The sequence below is a fragment of the Nonlabens dokdonensis DSW-6 genome, from assembly GCF_000332115.1.
Lineage (GTDB): Bacteria > Bacteroidota > Bacteroidia > Flavobacteriales > Flavobacteriaceae > Nonlabens > Nonlabens dokdonensis.
In genome coordinates, this window is sequence record NC_020156.1 from 2,582,373 (window position 1) to 2,604,978 (window position 22,606).

The 22,606-nt window shown below is 34.6% G+C and carries 17 protein-coding genes; 12 read left to right on the top strand and 5 right to left on the bottom strand.

What is annotated here, in order from left to right:
- Nucleotides 1-36 precede the first annotated feature (36 nt).
- The 3 genes from DDD_RS11270 to DDD_RS11280 are packed head-to-tail and all read left to right on the top strand — an operon-like array spanning nucleotide 37 to nucleotide 4,805.
- On the top strand, nucleotides 37-1,557 hold the full coding sequence (locus tag DDD_RS11270) for a glycoside hydrolase family 30 protein (RefSeq protein WP_015362987.1): 1,521 nt from the start codon (nucleotides 37-39) through the stop codon (nucleotides 1,555-1,557).
- A 4-nt stretch (nucleotides 1,558-1,561) separates the two neighbouring features.
- Nucleotides 1,562-3,895, top strand: a complete 2,334-nt coding sequence (locus DDD_RS11275) for an MFS transporter (RefSeq protein WP_015362988.1) — start codon at nucleotides 1,562-1,564, stop codon at nucleotides 3,893-3,895.
- A 1-nt stretch (nucleotide 3,896) separates the two neighbouring features.
- A complete protein-coding gene (locus DDD_RS11280) occupies nucleotides 3,897-4,805 on the top strand; it encodes a glycoside hydrolase family 17 protein (RefSeq protein ID WP_015362989.1) in 909 nt (302 codons plus the stop codon).
- A 67-nt stretch (nucleotides 4,806-4,872) separates the two neighbouring features.
- On the opposite strand, the gene DDD_RS18340 is transcribed toward DDD_RS11280, so the two are convergent.
- Entirely contained in the window at nucleotides 4,873-5,007 is a 135-nt protein-coding gene (locus tag DDD_RS18340; RefSeq protein WP_015362991.1) for a hypothetical protein, read from the bottom strand.
- A 7-nt stretch (nucleotides 5,008-5,014) separates the two neighbouring features.
- On the opposite strand from DDD_RS18340, the gene bglX reads away from it, so the two are divergent.
- The 3 genes from bglX (at nucleotide 5,015) to DDD_RS11295 (ending at nucleotide 10,232) form a co-directional block, all read left to right on the top strand.
- Nucleotides 5,015-7,270, top strand: a complete 2,256-nt coding sequence (bglX, locus tag DDD_RS11285; RefSeq protein ID WP_236613373.1) for a beta-glucosidase BglX — start codon at nucleotides 5,015-5,017, stop codon at nucleotides 7,268-7,270.
- Nucleotides 7,271-7,609: 339 nt separating this feature from the next.
- Nucleotides 7,610-9,205 carry a T9SS type A sorting domain-containing protein gene (locus DDD_RS11290; protein WP_015362992.1) on the top strand — a complete coding sequence of 532 codons (1,596 nt, stop codon included), beginning with the start codon at nucleotides 7,610-7,612 and terminating at the stop codon, nucleotides 9,203-9,205.
- Between the two features lie 484 nt (nucleotides 9,206-9,689).
- Entirely contained in the window at nucleotides 9,690-10,232 is a 543-nt protein-coding gene (locus DDD_RS11295) for a hypothetical protein (protein ID WP_148285389.1), read from the top strand.
- On the opposite strand, the gene DDD_RS11300 is transcribed toward DDD_RS11295, so the two are convergent.
- The 3 genes from DDD_RS11300 to DDD_RS11315 all read right to left on the bottom strand — a co-directional run bounded on the left by DDD_RS11300 (nucleotide 10,198) and on the right by DDD_RS11315 (nucleotide 13,297).
- Nucleotides 10,198-11,577 (bottom strand): FAD-binding oxidoreductase, encoded by a 1,380-nt coding sequence (locus tag DDD_RS11300; protein WP_015362995.1) that lies wholly within the window; start codon nucleotides 11,575-11,577, stop codon nucleotides 10,198-10,200. The two genes, DDD_RS11295 and DDD_RS11300, sit on opposite strands and share 35 nt — an antisense overlap.
- A 1,004-nt stretch (nucleotides 11,578-12,581) precedes the next feature.
- On the bottom strand, nucleotides 12,582-12,818 hold the full coding sequence (locus DDD_RS11310) for a hypothetical protein (RefSeq protein WP_015362997.1): 237 nt from the start codon (nucleotides 12,816-12,818) through the stop codon (nucleotides 12,582-12,584).
- Nucleotides 12,818-13,297, bottom strand: coding sequence for an SRPBCC family protein (locus DDD_RS11315; protein ID WP_041567117.1), 480 nt, complete (start codon nucleotides 13,295-13,297; stop codon nucleotides 12,818-12,820). Before DDD_RS11315 ends, DDD_RS11310 begins: the two co-directional genes overlap by 1 nt.
- Before the next feature lie 124 nt (nucleotides 13,298-13,421).
- On the opposite strand from DDD_RS11315, the gene DDD_RS11320 reads away from it, so the two are divergent.
- The 4 genes from DDD_RS11320 to DDD_RS11335 are packed head-to-tail and all read left to right on the top strand — an operon-like array spanning nucleotide 13,422 to nucleotide 18,648.
- Nucleotides 13,422-15,401 (top strand): peptidylprolyl isomerase, encoded by a 1,980-nt coding sequence (locus DDD_RS11320; RefSeq protein ID WP_041567118.1) that lies wholly within the window; start codon nucleotides 13,422-13,424, stop codon nucleotides 15,399-15,401.
- Nucleotides 15,394-16,245 carry a hypothetical protein gene (locus tag DDD_RS11325; RefSeq protein WP_111474726.1) on the top strand — a complete coding sequence of 284 codons (852 nt, stop codon included), beginning with the start codon at nucleotides 15,394-15,396 and terminating at the stop codon, nucleotides 16,243-16,245. Before DDD_RS11320 ends, DDD_RS11325 begins: the two co-directional genes overlap by 8 nt.
- Entirely contained in the window at nucleotides 16,205-17,674 is a 1,470-nt protein-coding gene (locus DDD_RS11330; protein WP_015363001.1) for a peptidylprolyl isomerase, read from the top strand. Before DDD_RS11325 ends, DDD_RS11330 begins: the two co-directional genes overlap by 41 nt.
- Nucleotides 17,675-17,694: 20 nt before the next feature.
- Nucleotides 17,695-18,648 (top strand): AAA family ATPase, encoded by a 954-nt coding sequence (locus tag DDD_RS11335; protein WP_015363002.1) that lies wholly within the window; start codon nucleotides 17,695-17,697, stop codon nucleotides 18,646-18,648.
- A gap of 71 nt (nucleotides 18,649-18,719) precedes the next feature.
- Here the strand turns inward: DDD_RS11335 and DDD_RS11340 are convergent, their stop codons facing one another.
- On the bottom strand, nucleotides 18,720-19,781 hold the full coding sequence (locus DDD_RS11340; protein WP_146250797.1) for a hypothetical protein: 1,062 nt from the start codon (nucleotides 19,779-19,781) through the stop codon (nucleotides 18,720-18,722).
- A gap of 228 nt (nucleotides 19,782-20,009) precedes the next feature.
- Between DDD_RS11340 and DDD_RS11345 the strand changes: the two genes are divergently transcribed.
- Together DDD_RS11345 and DDD_RS11350 are read left to right on the top strand one after the other, a co-directional pair.
- Complete coding sequence (locus DDD_RS11345) at nucleotides 20,010-20,504, top strand: hypothetical protein (protein WP_015363005.1); 495 nt, start codon at nucleotides 20,010-20,012, stop codon at nucleotides 20,502-20,504.
- A gap of 53 nt (nucleotides 20,505-20,557) precedes the next feature.
- Nucleotides 20,558-22,288, top strand: a complete 1,731-nt coding sequence (locus tag DDD_RS11350; protein WP_015363006.1) for a hypothetical protein — start codon at nucleotides 20,558-20,560, stop codon at nucleotides 22,286-22,288.
- The last annotated feature ends 318 nt before the right edge of the window (nucleotides 22,289-22,606 follow it).

Below are 22,606 nucleotides of genomic sequence, written 5' to 3' on the forward strand. Positions count from 1 at the left end.
CTCTGAGGAAGATGAAGAAAGATAAAACAAAAGCTTATGAAACTAAAATCTTATGGAACAATTTGCATGCTAATTCTTCTTATGACAAGCTGTAAAAATCTCAATGAATCTCAGTCAATGGTTGACGATAATAAACTTGATGTAAAGGTGTATGAAACATCTGCAGCAGGTAATAACCTAACTGAGGTAACACCTTTTACCGTTGCTGACAGTGCAGCCATCATTACAATAAATGAAGATAAAAAGTTTCAAACTATTACGGGCTTTGGCGGCGCATTCACAGAATCTTCTGCCTATTTGCTCAATCGATTGAGCAAAAAAAACAGAGATACGATTATAAATGCATATTTCTCTAGAGCAGGAGCTAACTACTCTCTAACGCGCACGCACATGAACAGTTGTGATTTCTCATTATCACAGTATTCTTTTTCTCCCGTAGAAAATGATATGAATCTAGAGCACTTCACCATTGAGGAAGATCGTGATGATTTGATCCCTATGATTAAAGATGCTATGGCGGCTTCAGAAGATGGCTTTGATATTTTTGCTTCACCATGGACAGCAGCTCCTTGGATGAAGGACAACAACAAATGGGTAGGAGGCAAGCTGCTTCCTAAATATTATGACACCTGGGCACTTTTCTTTTCTAAATATATAGATGCTTACGAGGCAGAAGGTATTCCTATATGGGGTTTTACGGTAGAAAATGAACCTCACGGAAATGGGAATAACTGGGAAAGTATGCATTATACACCTAAAGAAATGACAGATTTTGTCGAGTTTCACTTAGGTCCTAAACTGGAAGCAGATGGTCATGGAGATAAAATTATATTAGGATACGATCAAAATAGAGCAGGACTTAGAGAATGGGTAGATGAGATGTACAGAGATGAAGCTTCCTCAAAATATTTTGACGGTACAGCAATTCACTGGTATGAAAGTACCTATGATTACTTTCCAGAAGAATTGCAATATGCTCATAACAAAGCACCAGATAAATATTTAATAGAGACAGAAGGATGCGTAGATTCTGAAGTGCCAGCTTGGAAAGATGATAACTGGTACTGGTCTAAAGAAGCAACCGATTGGGGTTGGGACTGGGCAAGTGAAGAAGATAAACATTTGCACCCTAAGTATGCCCCAGTAAATCGTTATGCACGTGATATTATAGGCTGTATGAATAACTGGGTAGACGGTTGGGTAGACTGGAATATGGTACTGGACAAACAAGGTGGTCCTAACTGGTTTGAAAACTGGTGTGCGGCTCCTGTGATTGTAGATCCAGAAAATGATGAGGTTTATTTCACGCCATTGTATTATACCATGGCACATTTCAGCAAGTTTATACGACCTGGTGCTGAGGTGATCGAAGCAAATAATACAGATAAAAACTTGATGGTTACCGCCGCAAAAAATCCTGATGGAACTATTGCTGTGGTAGTTTTTAATGAAGGCATGGAGGATAAAAGTTATTCGTTACGCTTTCGCGAAAGCGAGATCAACATCAAACTAGGTCCTCAAAGTCTACAGACCGTTTTAATACCAAACCAAAACTAAAATTATGTCGAACACTTCTAAAGTAGCTTTCGGTCAAAAAGTAGCCTTTGGGCTTGGAATGCTGGCAAATCAGATGTTTCCAGCTGCATTGGGTATTTTTATGGTCGTACTAGTTCAAAACCTTGGGTTTCCTACGTGGATGTGGGGAATATTGTTTTTTTTACCTAGAGTTTTTGATTCTATAACAGATCCGATTATGGGTTTCATTTCTGATAATACTAGATCTGTTTGGGGAAGGCGTAGACAATATGTGCTGATAGGAGCTGTTATGATGGGAATATCATTCAGTCTCATGTGGCAACTTTATGAAGTTGATAGCCTCTCGTATAACTTTACCTACTTTTTATTATGGTCTTTAGTTTTCTATTTAGGGTTAACGATATTTAGTGTTCCTTACGTTGCTATGGGTTATGAAATGAGTGATGATTTTCATGAGCGTACTAATATTATGGCCGTAGCGCAATGGATAGGTCAATGGGCTTGGGTTATAGCTCCTTGGTTTTGGGTCATTATGTACGATCCAGAATGGTTTGAAAATGGAGCCGTCGCAACCAGAACGATAGCTGTTTGGGTAGGAGTGATATGCGCTATTCTAGCAATGGTTCCAGCATTTTTTATAAATAGCAAGTCCACCTTAGATGATGAAAGTTTAACGCCTCTCACCATGAAAACCATAGGTGGAAGTTTAAAACAAATCATAGATAATTTCAAAGAAGCTTTTAAAATTGATGATTTCAAAAAACTATGTTTTTCTACGTTTTTAATTTTTAACGCTTTCAATACGGTTGCTGGTTTTTCATTCTTTATAGTAGTTTACTATTTGTTTAATGGAGACGCAGGCGCTGCAGGAATTTGGCCTACTTTGCTAGGTAGTATTGGTGCTTTGGTAACTACATTTTTAGTGATTCCTATTGTGGCAAAAATGTCTAAAACGCTAGGTAAGAAAAAGGCTTTCCTTTGGTCTCAGGGAATATCGATTATTGGATATGTAATGCTCTGGTTTTTGTTTATTCCTGGTAAACCATACATGTTTTTATTTGCCTTGCCGTTTTTCTCTTTTGGAATAGGTAGTTTATTTACTTTAATGATGTCTATGACTTCTGATGTTATCGACGTCGATGAATTAAATACTGGCAAAAGACGAGAAGGAGTATTTGGCGCAATTTACTGGTGGATGGTTAAATTTGGTTTTGCTATCGCAGGACTTCTAACTGGTGCAATCATGGCATTAGTTGGTTTTGTTCCTGACACAGTGAACTCAGAAGAATCTATAACAGGAATTAGGTTGTTTTATTCAGGTCTTCCTATTGTTGGAACTCTTGCTGCCATGTGGATCATGCGTAATTATACATTAACGGAAGAAAAAGCACTAAAAATAGGAGCTCAACTGGCAGACAGAAAAAAGGAAAAAATCATACCTACAAGCTCTTCTTATTATGCTTTAGATAAACTGGTGTCTTTAGGAGCTCTTGAAGAGACTAAGTTCTCCACAGATTTAGACCCTAATATAAGTTCTCTAGAGCTTAGTGCTCAATTCAAAATAGCTTTAAATTCTGATTTACACGGTATTTGCTTCAGTCCATACAAAGAACATCAAGACGTAAAAGACCAGCTTTCGGGCACTCAAATCGATCAAAGAATGGCGGTAGTAGCTCCTTATGTAAAGTGGATACGTTCTTTCTCTACCACTAAAGGAAATGAATTAACACCATTATCTGCTAGGTCAAAAGGACTTAAGACTATGGTAGGAGCATGGATAAGCGGCAACAAAGAAAAGAACGATCTTGAGATGGAAAACCTTATCGCTCAAGCTCAAAAAGGAATGGTAGATATTGCTGTTATAGGAAACGAAGTTTTATTAAGAAATGAATTGACACTGGAAGAGCTTATGGGCTACATCAAGCAATTTAAAGAAGCCATGCCTGATGTTCCCGTAGGTTATGTTGATGCTTACTATCAGTATGTTGAAAGAACAGAGTTAGTAGATATTTGCGATGTGATCTTAATTAATTGCTACCCTTTTTGGGAAGGCTGTGGAATTGATAACGCCACTGCTTACTTAAATGAGATGTACAACGTAGTAAAGAGTGTCTCAAAAGGTAAATCAGTAATAATTACAGAAACAGGCTGGCCTAACGAAGGTCAGAAAAATAAAAATGCAGACCCTTCTAACGAGAATGCTATAAGGTACTTTGTAAATGTAACTAATTGGGCAAAAGAGAAAGGTGTAGAAACCTTCTACTTCTCATCATTTGATGAGTCTTGGAAAGTACGTCAAGAAGGAGAGTTAGGAGCTCGTTGGGGACTTTGGAATAAAAACGAAAAACTAAAATACTAACATGTCATTTAGAAAAGAACAATTTTTACAATCAAATAGAGCGCAACATACGCAATCAGACGGTATTGTTTTAGATAGCTATAATGAAGAAGACTTAAAGCAACTCTGGCGTGATACATTAAAAAACGGTCAGCATGGAATATGTTTCAGTATGTATGAAGATGGTCAGGAACCTGGTGATCATATTACTGAAGAACAGGTGGAGCGTCGCATCAAAATTTTAAAGCCTTATACAAAATGGATCCGTTCTTTTTCTTGTATTGAAGGTAATGAGTTTGTTGCGCATACTGCTCACAAGCATGGTCTCAAAACATTAGTAGGAGCATGGCTTAGTGATGATCTTGAGAAAAACGAGTTAGAAATCGAGGCGCTGATTGATTTAGCTAAAAAAGGAGTGGTAGATATAGCAGCAGTAGGTAATGAGGTACTCTACCGCAATGACCTATCCGTTGAACAGCTTCTTGCATACATAAAAAGAGTAAAAGAAGCTATTCCAGATGTTCCAGTAGGTTATGTAGACGCCTATTATGAATTTGTAGTACATCCAGAACTTGTTGAGAATTCTGATGTGATCCTTACTAATTGCTACCCATATTGGGAAGGAACTGCCATCGATTATTCCTTAGGTCATATGAACGACATGTACCATCAAGTATTAAACGTTTGCAAAGGCAAAAGAGTAATTATAACCGAAACTGGATGGCCTAGTAAAGGAGAAAGTCTAGGAGCTGCTCATTCTACAGAAGTAAACGCAATGAAGTATTTCATTGACACACAAAAATGGTCTCAAAAAAACAAGATCGATGTTTTTTACTTTTCATCATTTGATGAATCATGGAAGAAAGGAGATGAAGGTGAGGTAGGAGCTTACTGGGGACTTTGGGATAAAAATGAAAAATTAAAATTTTAGAACTATACTTTTTAATATAAACTACAACTTGCTGAGGAGATGAAAATTCTACTTAGCAAGTTTTTAATTATAATCTTGATAGTAATTCCGCTTTCGCGAAAGCGGGATAACAACCATCTTTAGAAAACAAGCTAGACCACATGATAAATAAAGTATTTAAACCCATATTTAGTGCCACTTTTTCAATCAGTATGTTGACCATTTTTTTAATGAGTTGTACAGAAAATAAATCCATCGATTTAGAAAATAATGACTCAATAGTAATTGAAAATAGTCGTCTTGATGGTCAAGTAGATTCATTATTAAACTTAATGACTTTAGAAGAGAAGATAGGTCAAATGAATCAATACAATGGTTTCATGGACTTTACGGGACCAGTGCCTGATGAAGACGAGTCCGAAATGAAATATGAACACATAAAAATGGGATATGTTGGTTCTATGTTGAATGTGAGAGGTGTTGAAGAAGTAAGAGCAGTTCAAAGAATCGCAGTCGAAGAATCTCGATTAGGTATTCCATTAATTTTTGGATATGATGTCATACATGGTTATCGAACTATGAGTCCAATTCCTCTTGCTGAGGCAGCGAGTTGGGATTTAGAAGCTGTTGAAGAGTCTGCACGCCTGGCTGCAAAAGAAGCTAGTGCTGCAGGTATTAACTGGACATTTGCTCCTATGGTAGATATATCTAGAGACGCCCGATGGGGCAGAGTTATGGAAGGAGCAGGTGAAGACCCTTTCTTAGGTAGTGAAATAGCTAAAGCTAGAGTGCAAGGATTTCAAGGTGATGATCTTGCGCACAAAGAATCTATTGTCGCTTGCGCTAAGCATTTTGCCGCTTATGGATTTCCCGAGGCAGGAAGAGAATATAATAATGCAGATTTAGGAACTTCAACTTTGTATAATAGCGTATTGCCACCTTTCAAAGCTGCAAACGACGCTGGTGTCCGAACGTTTATGAATAGTTTTAATCAACTTAATGGTATTCCTGCAACTGCAAACGATTTCTTACTCAGAGATATTTTAAAAGAGAAATGGCAGTTTGAAGGGTTTGTAGTTTCTGATTGGGGCTCAATAGCAGAATTAGTACCACATGGATTTGCGCCAGATGGAACAGCTGCCGCCAGATTAGCTGCAAATGCTGGTACTGATATGGATATGGAGTCCAACCTTTATGTAAATGAACTAGCTGGTTTAGTAAAAAGTGGTAAGGTCGACATCAAAACAATTGACGATGCTGTCAAACGTATTTTGAAGGTGAAATTTGAATTGGGACTCTTTGATGATCCCTACAGGTACTGTAATCTTGAATCAGAAAAGAATGTCATAGGTAGTAAAGAAATTCAAGAAGGAGCATTGGATATGGCTTTAAAATCTATAGTTCTCCTCAAAAATGAGAATCAACTTTTACCACTTAACAAGGCCAATAAAAAAGTTGTTTTAATAGGTGCACTAGCTAGTGATAAAAATAGTCCTTTAGGAAATTGGAGAGCAACTGCTGTTGATGATTCGGCGATAAGTGTTCTAGAGGGAATGCAAGAGTACAACGAGAACATCATTTATTCAAGAGGTCCGGAACTAGTAGTTGGTAAAACTGCATTCTCAAAAGAGGTAAAGATCAACGATAGCGATGTTTCAGGTTTTCAAGAAGCAATACAAACTGCAAAAAATGCAGATGTAGTAGTGTTAGTCTTAGGAGAGCACGGTTTGCAAAGTGGTGAAGGTAGAAGCAGGTCAGAGCTAGGACTGCCTGGCTTGCAGCAAAAATTGTTAGAGGATGTGTATCAAGTGAATAAAAATATCGTTTTGGTACTCAATAATGGAAGACCTCTGGCTATACCATGGGCCAAGGAAAATATTCCTGCAATAGTTGAAGTATGGCAACTAGGTTCCCAAAGCGGTAACGCGATAGCAAAAGTGTTATATGGTGACTACAATCCATCTGGTAAATTACCAATGACTTTTCCTAGAAGTGTAGGTCAGGTGCCTATCTATTACAATGGTAAAAGTACTGGAAGGCCAAATTTACCTTCACCAGATTTTGTTTTTTGGTCTCATTATCAGGATGTACCGAATGATCCATTATGGGTTTTTGGTCACGGACTTAGTTATACAGATTTTGAGTATTCAAATCTTCAGATAGTTGACAATTTTTCAAAAGATAAATCAATCAAAATAACTGTTGATTTGAAAAATGCAGGACCAGTAAAAGGAAAAGAGGTGGTGCAGTTGTATATAAGAGACAGTTATTCTAAAGTTGTCAGACCATTGAAAGAATTAAAGGGTTTTCAACTAATTGACTTAGAAGTTATGGAATCAAGAGAAGTAGTTTTTAACCTAACAGAAAATGATTTGGGATATTTTGATAATGAAGGCAACTGGTTTTGTGACCCTGGTACTTTTGATGTTTTTTTAGGTGGAAGTTCAAACACTGAAATCAATTCTAGTTTTGAATTGACATTTTAAATAATAGGTCGTTTTAAGATGTAGTTTTAGCTATTTCGTCTTTTGAGGGATTTAAGTTTTTTTTAAGTATTTTTTCAATCGTTAGAGTAAGGTTATAGAATCACTTTATTACCACAACATTACTACATCATTTATGAATATTTAAACAATTATTTAAATATCAAGTCTCTACAGAGAATGTTTCAAGTATTTAATAATCAGTGATTTATTGTTTTTTTTCACTTTGCATTGTAAAATTACGATCTGTATGTTTTTTGTAAAGGTCTTATTTTGATGTTGTAAGTATCTATTCATTAAATTCATAACGTTAATTAAAATTATTCTTTTAAATCTTGTACTATGAAAAAAATTACTTTTCTTTTAATTCTATTTATTACTAATTTGGGTTTTGCCCAACCGAGCACATCACCAGCGGCTCCGACAAATAACGCAGTCGATGTGATTTCTATTTTTGGAGATACATACACTAATATTGCTACTAATTACGACCCAAACTGGGGCCAGTCTGGACACACTCAGGTAAATCCAGCTTTTGATCCAGGTAACGGTGAACTCCTTCTAGCTTATCCTAACTTTAACTATCAAGGGACAGAGTTGACATCAACTAATGCTTCAACTATGGAATTCTTGCATGTGGATATATGGACATCAGCATCTCCTGGTGCAACCGATATCCAAGTAAGTCCAATCAATAGTGGATCAGGAGCAGGAGAAACATTAGTTTCTATCGCTTATACTTCTGGTACATGGACGTCAGTTGATATACCTAAATCTTCTTTTACAGGTATGACTTGGGATAATGTTTTTCAAATGAAATTCGCTGCTAATGGTCCTGGAAGTACAGTGCCAGTAGATATTTATTTAGATAACGTTTATTTCTGGAAGAATCCAACGGTAGCTGGTGCTGATGCGACTTTAAGCACTGTTGAGATTGATAATGCACCACTAGCTAATTTTTCTGCTGGAGTTTTCTCCTATAATGTAGACCTTCCTGCTGGAACTACAACGGTTCCACAAGTGACACTAGCTACTGCTACTGATGCAGGCGCAACTGTAGTTATAAATCAAGCGACTGCTCTTCCTGGTGATGCGACGATAGGGGTAACCTCTGCAAACGGAATGAGTAATGAAACTTATACTATCTCTTTTGCTGCCGTAGGTCCTTCAATGGGTACAGCAACACCTCCTAATAGACCTGCTGCTGATGTGATTTCAATTTTTAGTGACGCCTATACTGATATTGCTGTTGATACATTTGATACTTCATGGTGTCCTGGTGGCACTTCTGATGTGGTAGTTGCAGGAGAGGCGATGAAAAGAATCGATGGACTTGGATGTGAAGGAATAGACTGGCAAGGTGCAAGAACTATTGATGCTACAGGATTTACTCACTTTCATATGGATGTATTTATTGATGAGCCTAACTTGATAGGTAAAGAAATTAACATGAAGTTCTCTCAATGGGGTGGAACAGGTGGTGAAGTTTCTGCTTTCAACATTAATGTAGGTGATGGTGCAGCAGCTGCACAAACTCTGGTAAATGGTTGGAATATCATTGATGTAACTATCGATACTGCGTTCACAGGTGATACTACAAGAAATGACATTGTTCAATTTGTGATTACTTCAAACGTACCTACCATATGGTACGATAATTTATATTTACATAAAAACACTACAGCTAGTGTAAATGATTTTAGTATAGCGCCATTTAAGGTATATCCAAACCCTTCTTCAAGCGAATGGACTATCTCTTCTACAGATACTATTTTACAATCGGTTCAAGTTTATGATCTTTCAGGTAAACTAGTGATTAGTCAAGAAGTGAATAATGATTCTGTTTTGATCGATGCGAATAGCTTAACAAGTGGTGTATACATTGCTAAAGTGACTTCTGCTGAAGGTACTCAGAACTTAAAGCTAGTTAAAAATTAGGAAAGTTAATTTTGTTTAGAATAAAAGGGTTGTCTAATGGCAACCCTTTTTTATTATACCTTTTTAAATGATTCGTAAATCAAAGAAATAAATACATGCAGTAGGAGCACTAAAACTTCAATAACTTCAAAGAAAAAAGGTCTCCCTAATCTATATTATTATAAGCTACATTTTATGTGAATTATCAGTAAATGCCTACTTTGCATTTAATCATAAATCTAAAGAGCGAATTTTTAACATATATTCTCTACGATTATATTTATTTTTAAAAATGGGGAAAAAGGAATTTTCATCGAAAACTTTTAATAAAAGCCTAATTGTCTTTATAGCAATCTTGTTTGTTGTAAATGTGATAACTGTGTTTTTCTTCGACTTGATGATTTCAAAAATATTTCGTTTGGCGAGCTCTATATCAATCGTACTATTTTTATTATACCATAAGTTCAATCACCGATTAGTTTATATCGTATTAGCTATAATAGTTGTGTCAGATATTGCAATAGTAGGTTACGAACATACCTGGGGAGTTTTACTTTACGGAATATCTACAACAGTAGCATACTCTCTTCTTGGATTAAACGTACTCAGATTTGTTCAATGGAGACAAGTGAATTGGTACGAATATCTTATATATATGTTTATACTAGTTTTCAATGTTTACGTATTTAATTTTTTAGTGAATAATATAAGTGTTGATTTTGAATCAGACATAGCTTTTTATTCCATTAAGATTTGTGGGATAGTAGGCATTGCAATGTGTTTATTCTCGGGCTTGTATAATTCTACTAGATTGAGTTTTAAAACTGCATATTATATGTATGCTACTTTTGGGTTAGTGTTTTCAGATTTTGCTGCTTTATTAGCCTACTATTATAAGATGGAGCCTTTTCTTTTCTACTTCTTAGACAGGACACTCTACCTATTTGCATTTTACTGTCTTGTGAAATACGTCTTTTTTTATACGGAAGAGCAAAGCAACCTAGATAATAGTATCAAAGGATCTTTCGAGGATTCAAAAGTCCTTTAGGATCCATAGTTGTTTTTAATAAACGCATTAAATTAATTTCTTCTTCATTTCTACATAAATGTAGATAATCTTTCTTGTGAAGTCCTATGCCATGCTCTGCACTGACCGAGCCACCTATTTTTTGTAGTCCATCATAAATACAATGATCTATCCTTTTCTTTAATTCAGTACTTAAATTTGATTTTCCCACCATAAAGTGAATATTCCCATCTGCTACATGTCCGAAAGCATAAACTTGATTTACTCCTTTTATTTTTCTAAGGGAATTATACCTTTCTTCAATATAGCTACCTATATAAGGAATCGGTAAACTGATGTCAAAATGCTGATCATGTTCCATAAAATCGACTAGATTATTAACATCTTCTCGTATTCTAAAAAACCACTCGACATCACTTTGAGAATTTGCCATCACAGCATCCAGTATCAACTCTTCCTCTAGTGCTTGCTCTAGTAAATTTTGAAATTCATTCTGATCATTGAATTGATTGCCGCCTAGAGATTCTATTAAAACATAATAGTTGTAATCGTAAGGTAATGGAGGTCTCACGCTTTCATTCACACTAGTCATTTGAACATAACTATTTTTCCAAATCAATTCAAATCCACTTAGTTTTCCAGCTAGCTTACTATCGCAATATTTAAGAAACGTTACTACTGCATCATAATTATCAAACCCTATGAAAGCGGCATTACGACTTTTAGGAAGCTCTTCAAGTTTTAAAATGACTTTTGTTATAATTCCTAAAGTGCCTTCACTTCCTATAAATAGTTGTTTGAGATCGTAGGCACTATTATCCTTAATTATTTTCTTCATAGACGATATGACCGTTCCTTCTACTGTTACAGCTTCAAGCCCCAATACCAGCTGTCTGGTCATTCCGTATTTAAGAACTCTTAGTCCGCCAGCATTAGTTGAAACGATACCACCTATTTGGGCACTTCCTCTCGCACCAAAATTTAAGGGGAATAACAAACCTTCTTCTTCCGTCGCGTTATGAATATTTTCTAAAATAACCCCAGATTGAACAGTGATTGTTCTACTAGCTTTATCAATTTCTTCAATACGATTTAATCGCTCTGTAGAAATAACTACTTCGTTTCCTATTGTTTCAGTACTTCCTACGAGATTAGTTAAGCCACCGTGAGTAACTACTGGTAGATCATTTTGATAACATACTTTCATGATCTTACTTACTTGTTCAGTGTTCTTTGGTAATAGTACACATAAAGCTTTTAATGGCTCATCCATGTGCCATATATGATGATATCTTTGCTCTAGAGCTTTATCCGTTAAAATTTGACCTTCCTCTAGAAATGAGTTGAATAGTTGAGATGGATTCATTAAAATTGAAAATATTTTTTAAAAGTAAAGCATATTGGTATTATGGAATAGATATGGCTGGTAAACTCAACATCAATGACATTTATAAAGACAGTGTAAAGTAATTGTATTTTGTAGTTCACCGATTGAAAATTATTCTATATATGCGTTTAAACCTTTTTAATTGTATTTAGTCTATAGTATAAGCATTCTGTGATCTGTTCAATATCTTTTATTTTACTTAGACTACTTTCATTTTTATATGACGAAAAGTTACTTACATATTTCTAAAAAATGGTATTTATTGATGGCCATATTTTTTCTGATCATCAATTATCTTATAATATACACAGATAATCTTGAGGTGGTGAAATGGAGTAGAGTTGGCAATTCTATCTTAATGTTTACTTATCTGATGATTTGGCACCGATTATATACTAATAAGCGATATTTAATAGGTGTTATATTTTCAATACTTTCAGATCTTTGTTTGGTTTATTTTGAAAACCATTATTTGCCTTACCTGTTATTTTTTGTTTTTACAGCAATAGGTTATGCGGTTTTCTTATTCGACATATTTAAATTCATTAGTTGGAAACAAATAACTATAGGTAATTCATTGATAATATTAACTTTACTGTTGTTTGAAAGTTACCTTATTCATTTTATAATAACATTAATAAGTCCGGGATTAGAATCATGGTTGGTAATTTTGTTTTATATCTATGGGTTTACTTCCTTGACTTATTGTATCATAGCGACAATTGGATATTTGCAAATGGATACGTACAAAAATGAACATTATTTGATCATTCCATATGCATACTTAATTTCTAGTGCGTTTTTTGCTATAGCATTGTATTCATCAAATTATGTCAGTTATTATTATTCAAGGTTCTTCTATCTAATGACTATATTCACTCTAGCTCACTTAATCGCCTTTAAACTTCATGAGAGACAGAGTATAAAAGTAGAAATAGAAGAATCCACCTCAGGTAGTTAAACTAGAAGTTTAGGACCATTTGTCATTCTACCCATAACTGACCACGATGAGGTTTTAAAGCATTTCTTACAGGAGGCATGTGAATTTCTTCAAGCGCTAGAAAAGCAATATGATGCCTATCGTTTACTTTTTCAACTCCTGTTGCTATAGCTTCAACTTTTTCATTTTTCACATATTCATCTAGATGGATCAAATGGTGTGCAGCAGTTTTTTCTGCATTGGGTCCTTTAAAATCCCATATCAATTTTAATTTTCTCATCACTTGTTGGTTATAAAATCGTCTTGATGTTCTGCAAAGGTCTTAAAATCTTGCATATGTTGTAATGTTTGTCCTTTAAATAATTGTGGTTGTGCTTTGCCTATAAGGCGCATAAATCCAGTAAATTTAAATGTGCTAGTGGCATCCCATAAGGTAGTTTTTATCAATTTACCATTAATTTTTGTCTCGCTTTCGCGAAAGCGGTTACTCTGCTTATTCAAAACACCTTTTGTACGATACGTTGCCTCCCATAAGTGTGGAAGGTCTACGGTAGTGATTTCTTCCTTCATTTTGATAAGTGCTCCGGCAACTTTGATACTCATTTCTCTAGTGCTGTTTACAGCTCCAGGTGCGCCAGAAATTGCTTTAGAATCAACGAGTCCTTTTTGCCAAAACTTAAAGTAATCTTGATTTTTAAATAATTCCATTACCTCATTTATGGGCAATAAAACTTCAATGGAATGCTTACTTTTTATCATATTTTTAGAGTCGATAGATGTTGCTAAAACTTAACACTAATTCATCAAAATATTTAGGAAATTTAATCGTTTTGAAAGGCAATCTTAAATAACTATTTTTGCACCTCTTGAATAGAAAAAAAATATGAAGTATTTCAGTACATTTTTTTTGATAACGTCACTGTTATTAAGCTCCGGAATAAAAGCTCAGGATTTAAATGATCAAACAATTCTAAGCATAGATGGTAAAGATTATGATGCAGGAACTTTTATGAAGTTCTATTTTAAAAATATTGATATCGTTCAGGATGAAGATCAAAAAGACGTTGATAACTACTTACAGCTTTATATAGACTATAGATTAAAGCTTCAACAGGCTTATGATTTAGGTCTAGACCAAAAAGAAAACCACCTTAAGGATATTAAGAACACAAGAGCTAGCCTTGCACAACCTTACTTGACAGACAATAAAGTAACAGAAAGTCTAATTAGAGAAGGATACGAGCGCGGTAGAGAAGAAGTAAATGCAAGTCATATCTTAATTAAATTGAATCGTGGTGCTGCTCCTGCTGACACGCTTAAAGCCTGGAATCGAATTCAAGAAATTTATAAAGAATTAGAAAACGGTGCAGATTTTGGTGAATTAGCACGCAAAAAGAGTGAAGGACCTAGTGCTGGTAATGAAGGAAATCTAGGATGGTTTGGATCTTTTAGAATGGCATATGAATTTGAAACTGCTGCTTATGAAACTCCAGTAAAGACTTATTCAAAACCTACTCGCACAGATTTTGGTTATCATATTGTTTATGTGAATGATAGAAGACCTAATCCAGGAGAAGTTACTGTGGCTCATATCATGACATTTGATAAAAAAGATGCCGATGAGAAAACTGCAAAGTCTCGTATCGATGAAATTTACAAACAACTAGAAGAAGGTAAGCGATTTGAAGAGCTTGCAAGAGAGTTTTCTGACGATGCAAACACGGCTCCTAGAGGTGGAAAACTAAATAAATTTGGAACTGGCGGAATAGATCAAACTTTTGCTGAAGCTGCCTTCAAATTAAATGAGCTCAATGAATACAGTAAGCCTATTGAAACTCAATACGGCTGGCACATCATTAAATTGCTTGAAAAGCATCCATTAAAAGAGTTTGATGAAGTTAAAAAGGAGTTAGAAAGTAAAATTCAAAAATCACCTAGGTCTAGGATCATTACACAAGCATTTACCGATAAACTGAAGACCCAGTATAATATTTCTAAAAAACTACGCTTACCTCAAGAAGTATATCAAATGGTAAATGATAGCTTGATCATGACATCAAGCTACGTTTTTGATAAAAACGGCGCTGCAAACGAGACTAAGTTGTTCAGTATTCAAGAGGTAAACTTTAAAATAAAAGACTTTTTATCTTACCTAGAATTAAAGCAAACTAAAGACTATACCAGTTACTCTTCTAAGAATGAAAAACTAGACGCATTTTATCAATCCTTTATTACAGATAAAATCATTGAGTATTATGATGAAAATCTAGAAAGAGATAATGAAGACTTTAGATTTTTATACAATGAGTTCAAAGAAGGTTTTTTAGTTTTTGACCTGATAGAAACTCAAATATGGAATAAAGCAGATAATGATTCTATCGGGCAGCAGCGTTATTACGACGCTCATAAAGAAGATTATGTATGGAAACGTAGAATTGATATTGTCTTGACGCAAAGCACTTCTGATGATGTGGCTCAGGAAGTACAAAAAATGTTGCGTCAAGGCGTTGCGACTGACACGATCAAAGCTCGTATAAATATTGATAATAAAACCAGAGTGATTATTTCTTCAGGGACTGTAGAAGATGATTACAACAGGTTACCTGACGATTTTGAAGTTGAAGTAGGTGTTTCAGAAGTATATCATGATCAAGGTGATAGTTTTCATAAAGTAATAGAAGTAAAAGAAATCATAGAACCATCGCTTAAAACTTTGGAAGAAGCTCGTGGTCGTGTTATTAATGACTATAAGCAAGAGCTTGAAAAACAGTGGATCGATGGACTGAGAGATGGACATAAGATCAAGATTCATAAAAAGATTCTTAAAAAAGTAAAATCCCAAATAGAAAAAGAGCTTGGTTAAAAACGGTCTGTACATACTGTTGTTGCTATCTCTGGTATCCTGTGAGTATTTTAAAAAAGATTCCGTACCGGATGCTGTTGTTGTGCTAGGTAAAAGCTATTTAGATAAAGACGATATCGAGCGACTCTTACCTGCAAATTATACCACACAGGACAGTACGCGTATTGTCACCGCTTTTGTTAATCAATGGGCGACGGATCAGCTGCTATTAAAAAATGCCATCGATAATATCGATCAAAGCAGGCAGGATGAGCTGGATAGGCTTATTAATAATTACAAGGTGGAGCTTTATGCCCAAGAATATCTAGGAGAATTAACTAAGCAAAATCTTGATACTTTAATAAAAGATAGAGATATAGAGGCCTATTATGAAGATCGTAAGGAGGACTTTAAACTCAATGAAGATTTAGTGCAGTTTAGGTACGTTCAAATGGATCCTCTTAACACTGATTTGCAAAAAATAACAAAACTCTTCAATAAAGGAGACGTAACTTCGTTGTCTCAATTAGACAGCCTTAAACTCTCTTATCGCAATTACTTTCTCAATGACAGCATTTGGGTTAAAAAAAGCAATCTTTTTGACGCAATGAATGTGATCAACCCTTCAAATGAAAAGTATTACATAAAAGAAAATAAAACGTGGAAGCTAGAAGATAGTCTTGGTGTATATTTGGTGCGGTTCAATAAAGTCCTTAAACGCGGCGATCGCGCGCCTCTATCCTATGTAAAGCCTACGATTAAACAGGTTTTACTCAACAAGAGTAAACTGGCTTATATTAAAAAAATAGAAAAAGATTTATTAAATGACGCTATTAACAGTGATAAACTTAAAATCAATAACTAAATACATCAGTGTTTTTATTGTTCTCGCTTTCGCGAAAGCGGTAACAGCACAAACCACTTCAAATGAAGAAATTACTGCGGCAGATAAAAAGAATGTTCAAGAAACTCTTGCGGCATTAGACAGCGTAAGACCTACAACTAAAAAGAGATTTCTAATAGAAGGTGTTGCAGGTGTTATAGGAGACTATGTAATTTTAGGATCTGATATCGCCTCTGCAAAGGCACAAGCTAAAAGGCAAGCTGGTATTTCTGATATTTCCAGCTGTGAACTTATGGAGAGTTTACTTTCTGAAAAAATGTACGCACACCACGCTATTCAAGATAGTATCACAATAAGTGATAGAGAAATAGAAGGTAGAACTGAGCAACAAATACAATATTTCAAAAATGCCCTGCAGACTGAAGATGATAAGGAAATAGCAAAGTTCTATAAGAAAGACAATATTACTCAGGTACGAGAAGCTCTTAATCGTGTAAATCGCGACGGACTTCTTGCACAGAGAATGCAAGAACGTATTACAGAGCAAGTAGAAATTACACCAGAAGAGGTACGTGACTTTTTTAAATCTATTCCAGAAGAAGATCGACCACTTTTTGGATCTGAAGTAGAAATGGCACAAATTGTAGTCATTCCAGAGCCAGATGAAGATGAGATTAAATTAGTCATCGATAAGTTAAAAGGCTATAGAGCTGATGTTCTTGATAATGGAGCCGACTTTGCCGCAAAAGCAACCCTTTATTCTGATGATACTGGTACAGAGCGTCAAGGAGGTGTTTTGTCTTTAAAACGCAGTGATCCATTTGTTAAAGAATTTAAAGATCAAGCCTTTTCATTACAAGAAGGTGAGATAAGCGAGCCTTTTGAAACTATTTTTGGATGGCATATTCTATACGTAGAAAAGATCCGTGGGCAGATTAGAGATGTGCGTCATATCTTGTTAACTCCTTATATTTCTGTAGCTCAAGTCGAGAAAGCACGTAAGAAGCTTAATGACATGAGGGATCGTATTATTCTGAATGAAATAAGCTTTGGAGATGCGGCAAGAGAAATAAGCGATGAAGAAAAAACTGCCGAAAATGGTGGTAGAATCATTAATCCTAATACCGGAACTGGTAGAGTAGAGGTGATAAGGTTAGAATCTGATATGGCTTCCACCGTTCAATTTCTAGAAAAGGGCGATGTAAGTGGTATTATAGAAGAGACTGATCCTCGTATGAGAAACAAAACCTTCAAAATAGTTAAGATTATTGATAAGATTACCGACCACAAAGCAAATTATGCTCAGGACTTTTTAAAAATAAAAGATTTAGCTTTAAAGGATAAGCAAGTAAGAGCAATCAACAAATGGCGCAATGAAAAGCTAGCTGATACTTATATTAAAATAGGACCAGAATATATTGATTGCGATATTCTTAATAGTTGGAAGTAATACCATAAACCACCACTTACATGTCAGACGTAGCCGCTATAGATAATCTGGTTAAAAAACACCAGCAGCTTAAAAAAGAAATTGCCAAAGTCATAATAGGACAAGAAAAAGTCATCGATGAAATATTGATTTCTGTTTTCTCTGGTGGTCATGCGCTGCTTGTAGGAGTTCCAGGACTTGCAAAAACATTGATGGTAAATACCATCTCGCAGGCTCTAGGTTTGAACTTTAAAAGAATACAGTTTACACCAGACTTGATGCCTAGTGATATTTTAGGTAGTGAAATACTAGATGAGAATAGAACTTTTAAGTTTTTAAAAGGACCAGTTTTTTCAAATATTATTCTAGCAGACGAGATCAATCGTACACCTCCTAAAACTCAAGCAGCACTTCTTGAGGCGATGCAAGAAAAATCGGTAACCGTAGCTGGTCATAATTACCAGTTAGATAAACCTTATTTTGTTCTTGCAACTCAAAATCCTATCGAGCAAGAAGGAACCTATCCTTTGCCAGAAGCGCAACTGGATAGATTTATGTTTTCTATCTTGTTGCAATATCCTTCTTTTCAAGAAGAAATAGATGTGGTGAAGTCTACAACTAGTGATCATAAACCTGTTGTGAACGCTCTTTTTACAGCTCAGGAAATTGTAGATTTCCAGCAACTAGTAAGACGTATTCCTGTTGCAGATAATGTGATTGAGTACGCTGTCTCTTTGGTAGGTAAAACTAGACCTAAGGGTGATACTGCTCCAGATATCATAAAGGAATATATTGATTGGGGCGCTGGTCCTAGAGCATCCCAAAACTTAATATTGGCAGCAAAAACTCACGCAGCTGTAAATGGAAAATACAGTCCAGACATTGAAGATGTAAAAGCTGTAGCTACTGGAATTCTAAGACATAGAATCATCAAAAATTACAAAGCCGAAGCAGAAGGTTATACCGAGGAAAGCATCATAGATAAGATCTTATAATTGCATTAAATTAAAAAGGCACTATTTTGTTTTCAAAATAGTGCCTTTTAGCAATAGCTAATTCAATTCTACTACGGGCAATTTTCAACCGAAATACTTATTTCAATGACGTTAGTAGCGCCATTCACTCCATAAGTGATACCTACATAAAAGTCTTGCATTAAACTAGTGTTGTTGTAAATAACAGAAGAATCAATGGCGTTGCTTGAAGTAAGCGCATCATTTTCATTTTCATAATATGCGATGGTATCAAGTGACTCATCTAATCGCATGATCTCAAATATACAAGCTGTATAGTCATCTAAAATTATATCTGCTATTCCAGGAGTTAAATCATTTTCACAGGCTATAAAATCAAGATTAAAACAATCATTAGTGTCATCAGGAGAGCAGTAACGGTTTATTATAAGCTCATCTCCATTATCTGTAGTTAAGGTCATGGTTTCTGGTGACCAAGATTCAACACGCCAATTTTTATTGAAACGCTGACCGTATATCGATGTATCATCTAATAAGTTGATATTGATGAATAATTGGTCTTCTATAAATAATGAGTTCCAAGATCCTTCATCACTATCATCACCATATTCAAAATAAGTAATGCCATCTCCATCAAATTCGGCACCTAAGAAGTCATTTGTATCATTGAAAGAATAACCTACTTTCCATATACAGTCTTGGCCGCCGTTTAATAATCCGTCACATTCTCTAATGATCTCTTCTTGTCGTTCAATACAGGATTCTATACTGTCCAGTAATTCGTCGTTATTAGTCACAGAAACTATAGTGCCATCAGATAGTGTGGTTTCTATAGGGTAACTTATAGAGATGTTATCAGTTGGGTTTAAATTGTTTAAAAAATCAAAAAATGCCTGATTACCAACAATCACATCTAGACTTATGACCACATCATTTTCATCTACAGTATATAGACCTATAGGGTAGACAAATTTAATACAGGTCACATCATCTTGATCAGCGCCATCTTGTGCCATGGACTCAACATAATCGTATAATGTAGTGTCTTGCTCTATAACTTCTTGGCGTTTTTCTAGATCATCTATGTCTTCATAGTAGCAAGATGTAATCGCCAGCATACTTAGTATAAAAAGTGACTTTAAAATGTTTTTCATTTGAATTTGTTTAATGGATTCATTCATTAGTATTGAAATTTTCAAATGGTTGCGTGACAATAGCTTTTTTTGATGTAATATTTTATAAAATTTACCGCTTTCGCGAAAGCGGAATTACTATTATTCAAGTCTTTGTACATAAAAATTATAATTTATAATGAGTATTTGTATGATTTGAATAATAAAGTAGTATTATCGTGGCTTTTTTTTAACTTTTATTTATTAAACATGATTCGCAAATTAATTTTCACATTCTTTTTATTCTTTTCTATCAATGCATTTTCTCAAGGTATGTCTTACGGTGTAAGCTACGGGCAAGGATTAGGTGATAACTTGAATTATTCTATTTCTATAGAGTATAATTATTATTTTATTGAGTTAGGCGATAATTTGGAGCTAGGACTAGCAACATCAGGTACTTATAGAGATATCGATTTTGAACCTACAGAATTTAATCCAGATGGGTATTCTGAGGCTGTTTTTCAAGGTGGTGTAGGTGTTGCGACAAGGTATTATTTGAGTGATTTATTTAAAGTAAATCTTGACGCTGGCTATGAGTTTAGTTCGTCGTCTGATCAAATAGCTAGTCTTACTTTTATTAAACCCTACTTAGAATTAGATTTAGATTCCTTTTCCATTATTTCTGGACCTTCATTTGCTTTTAATAGCGATTATACCTTTACTTCTTTCAATCTTGGTTTCAGATTTAAAAATTTATATTAAACCTCTATTCACATGGATCAATATATTTATTGTATAAATTAATAATTTCCACAATGCCTTTTTCAAAAATTGTATACCTCTTTTTATTTCTATCCATTACTTTCAATTTAAACGCACAAACAAATGATATTGTAGAATACAGTGGCGTTGTTAGAACAAAGAAAACCGATAACTCTGGTTTTGCATTGAAAAAGCCTGATGGAGGAACCTACGTTTTAGTTTACAATTATAAACGTGAGATTCAGTACATCAATGAATTCAAAAGTGATATGAAGTTGCTGAAGTCCACAAAGATTAGAGCAACAGACGATAGAATAGTATCTGCCGCATTGATTGATGGAAAAATTAGGGTTTTTGCCGTGGAGATAGGTAGAGGTCGTGGTAAAGTTTTAGAAGTAGATTTTGACAAGAAAAAGTTTGTTGAAGTAGATGACGCTGCTTATGATCTAGATTTAAAGAAAAAGTCTATGAGGAAAAACTATGCAAAAATTGATGATAATCTTAATGCCGTGAATGAGCAAATAGGAATTGAGGATATCGACTCATCTTTATTTACTTTTAAAAGTGATAACAATAACTTTACTATTATCTCAACTGTAAATAATTTTACTAAACCTGGCATGACTACATTTAGTAAATCAAAACCTAGACTTAATTCAACTCATACATTAATCAAACTAGATGAAAAATTAAAGGTAGTTTCTAATCAAGAAATCACTTTAAACTCTAAAGGTTTTAGAGATTTTAATGTTTATAATATTGATTACTTTGAAGAAAATGACACCTACATCTTTTATGGTAAAGGAGAAAAAGAAAAAGATAAAAAGCGTAGTAAGGAGGAAAGAAAATTAGACGGTTCTAGGTTTGAAACAGTTTTTATTGTTAAAGGAAATGAGAAGCCTGTGATGTTACAACTTCAAGATTATAATGATCTTCTGGCAACATCTAAAGCAAAAATTATAGGCGATACCGTTACATTCGCTAGTATTAGTTTTACTCGTGCATATGAAGATGGAGAAGATATTGATATGGGAATGGTTATCAACAATTACAGTCTATCAAGTTTAGAGAAAATAGGAGAGACGATCACCACTAAAATAACAAATAGCAATTTGAGACCTTATGTTGCAGGAGACGCAAGTGATGAAGATATAAACGCATTTGATTTTAGAACCATGGAAAAATCAAACGGTAATTGGATACTTGCATATCATTGGTATGATGTAGCTAGAGAATCTATGAAAATGGTTGTAGGACGAGATCGCAATGAGGTGGTTTCTTCTATGAGGCATAGAGGTGATTTAGAAATTCTAGTTATTGATTCGGCAAACGGTAATTTACTCAATGAGTACAAAATTGAAAGAGAAATAACTGCAAATAAAAGAGATCGTATTTATAATGAAGGTGATTACGGCAACAGAGAGAGATTTCAATATACTAAAAGTGGTCGCTATGAATACTGGAACCACGGTATATTTTCACAATACAAAAATGAAAAATTTAGTTTTATGGTTAATGCGAGTACTATTAAAACAGATGTAAAAAATGGTACTCTTACTTATGTAAATGCTAACACAAAATCTGATAAAGAACTACTTAAGTCTATACCTTATTTACTGACGCTTGATCTTGAAAATGGATTTGAATACCAGCCATTGCTTAAAAGCGGTACCTCTCTCAATGGTTTAATGGTAGATAAAATGGTTCAAATTTCTGAGAGCGAGTTTATAACAAATACACCTAAGACCAAAGAAAAACGTTACGTAAAAATAACATTAGATTAAAGACCTTTTACCTTATTTCAAAAGCACCATTCTATGTAAATGGTGCTTTTGTTTTTATTATCTATTAGTAGAGAAAATCTTAGAATTGCTAAATTGTTGGTCATCGAGAAGGAAACTTATATACCACTATAGAATTATATGATCACGCTTTCGCGAAAGCGGAATTACCATAAACTACACCCTTAATTGCGAAACTCTCAATTTATCGCTCCTATAATTATCATTTTCATAAATTACATGGTGTCAAACTATCGCTATTTTGATAATATCTAAACTGCTGTACTAGTGGGATAGCGCTTTCATTTCACGTCTCATTTT

Coding starts and splice junctions, on each gene's coding strand:
- DDD_RS11330 (WP_015363001.1), top strand. CDS start 16,205: ATGACGCTATTAACAGTGATAAACTTAAAATCAATAACTAAATACATC.
- bglX (WP_236613373.1), top strand. CDS start 5,015: ATGAGTTGTACAGAAAATAAATCCATCGATTTAGAAAATAATGACTCA.
- DDD_RS11275 (WP_015362988.1), top strand. CDS start 1,562: ATGTCGAACACTTCTAAAGTAGCTTTCGGTCAAAAAGTAGCCTTTGGG.
- DDD_RS11280 (WP_015362989.1), top strand. CDS start 3,897: ATGTCATTTAGAAAAGAACAATTTTTACAATCAAATAGAGCGCAACAT.
- DDD_RS11335 (WP_015363002.1), top strand. CDS start 17,695: ATGTCAGACGTAGCCGCTATAGATAATCTGGTTAAAAAACACCAGCAG.
- DDD_RS11340 (WP_146250797.1), bottom strand. CDS start 19,781: ATGAAAAACATTTTAAAGTCACTTTTTATACTAAGTATGCTGGCGATT.
- DDD_RS11350 (WP_015363006.1), top strand. CDS start 20,558: ATGCCTTTTTCAAAAATTGTATACCTCTTTTTATTTCTATCCATTACT.
- DDD_RS11315 (WP_041567117.1), bottom strand. CDS start 13,297: ATGATAAAAAGTAAGCATTCCATTGAAGTTTTATTGCCCATAAATGAG.
- DDD_RS11290 (WP_015362992.1), top strand. CDS start 7,610: ATGAAAAAAATTACTTTTCTTTTAATTCTATTTATTACTAATTTGGGT.
- DDD_RS11270 (WP_015362987.1), top strand. CDS start 37: ATGAAACTAAAATCTTATGGAACAATTTGCATGCTAATTCTTCTTATG.
- DDD_RS11345 (WP_015363005.1), top strand. CDS start 20,010: ATGATTCGCAAATTAATTTTCACATTCTTTTTATTCTTTTCTATCAAT.
- DDD_RS11300 (WP_015362995.1), bottom strand. CDS start 11,577: ATGAATCCATCTCAACTATTCAACTCATTTCTAGAGGAAGGTCAAATT.
- DDD_RS18340 (WP_015362991.1), bottom strand. CDS start 5,007: ATGGTCAACATACTGATTGAAAAAGTGGCACTAAATATGGGTTTAAAT.
- DDD_RS11310 (WP_015362997.1), bottom strand. CDS start 12,818: ATGAGAAAATTAAAATTGATATGGGATTTTAAAGGACCCAATGCAGAA.
- DDD_RS11320 (WP_041567118.1), top strand. CDS start 13,422: ATGAAGTATTTCAGTACATTTTTTTTGATAACGTCACTGTTATTAAGC.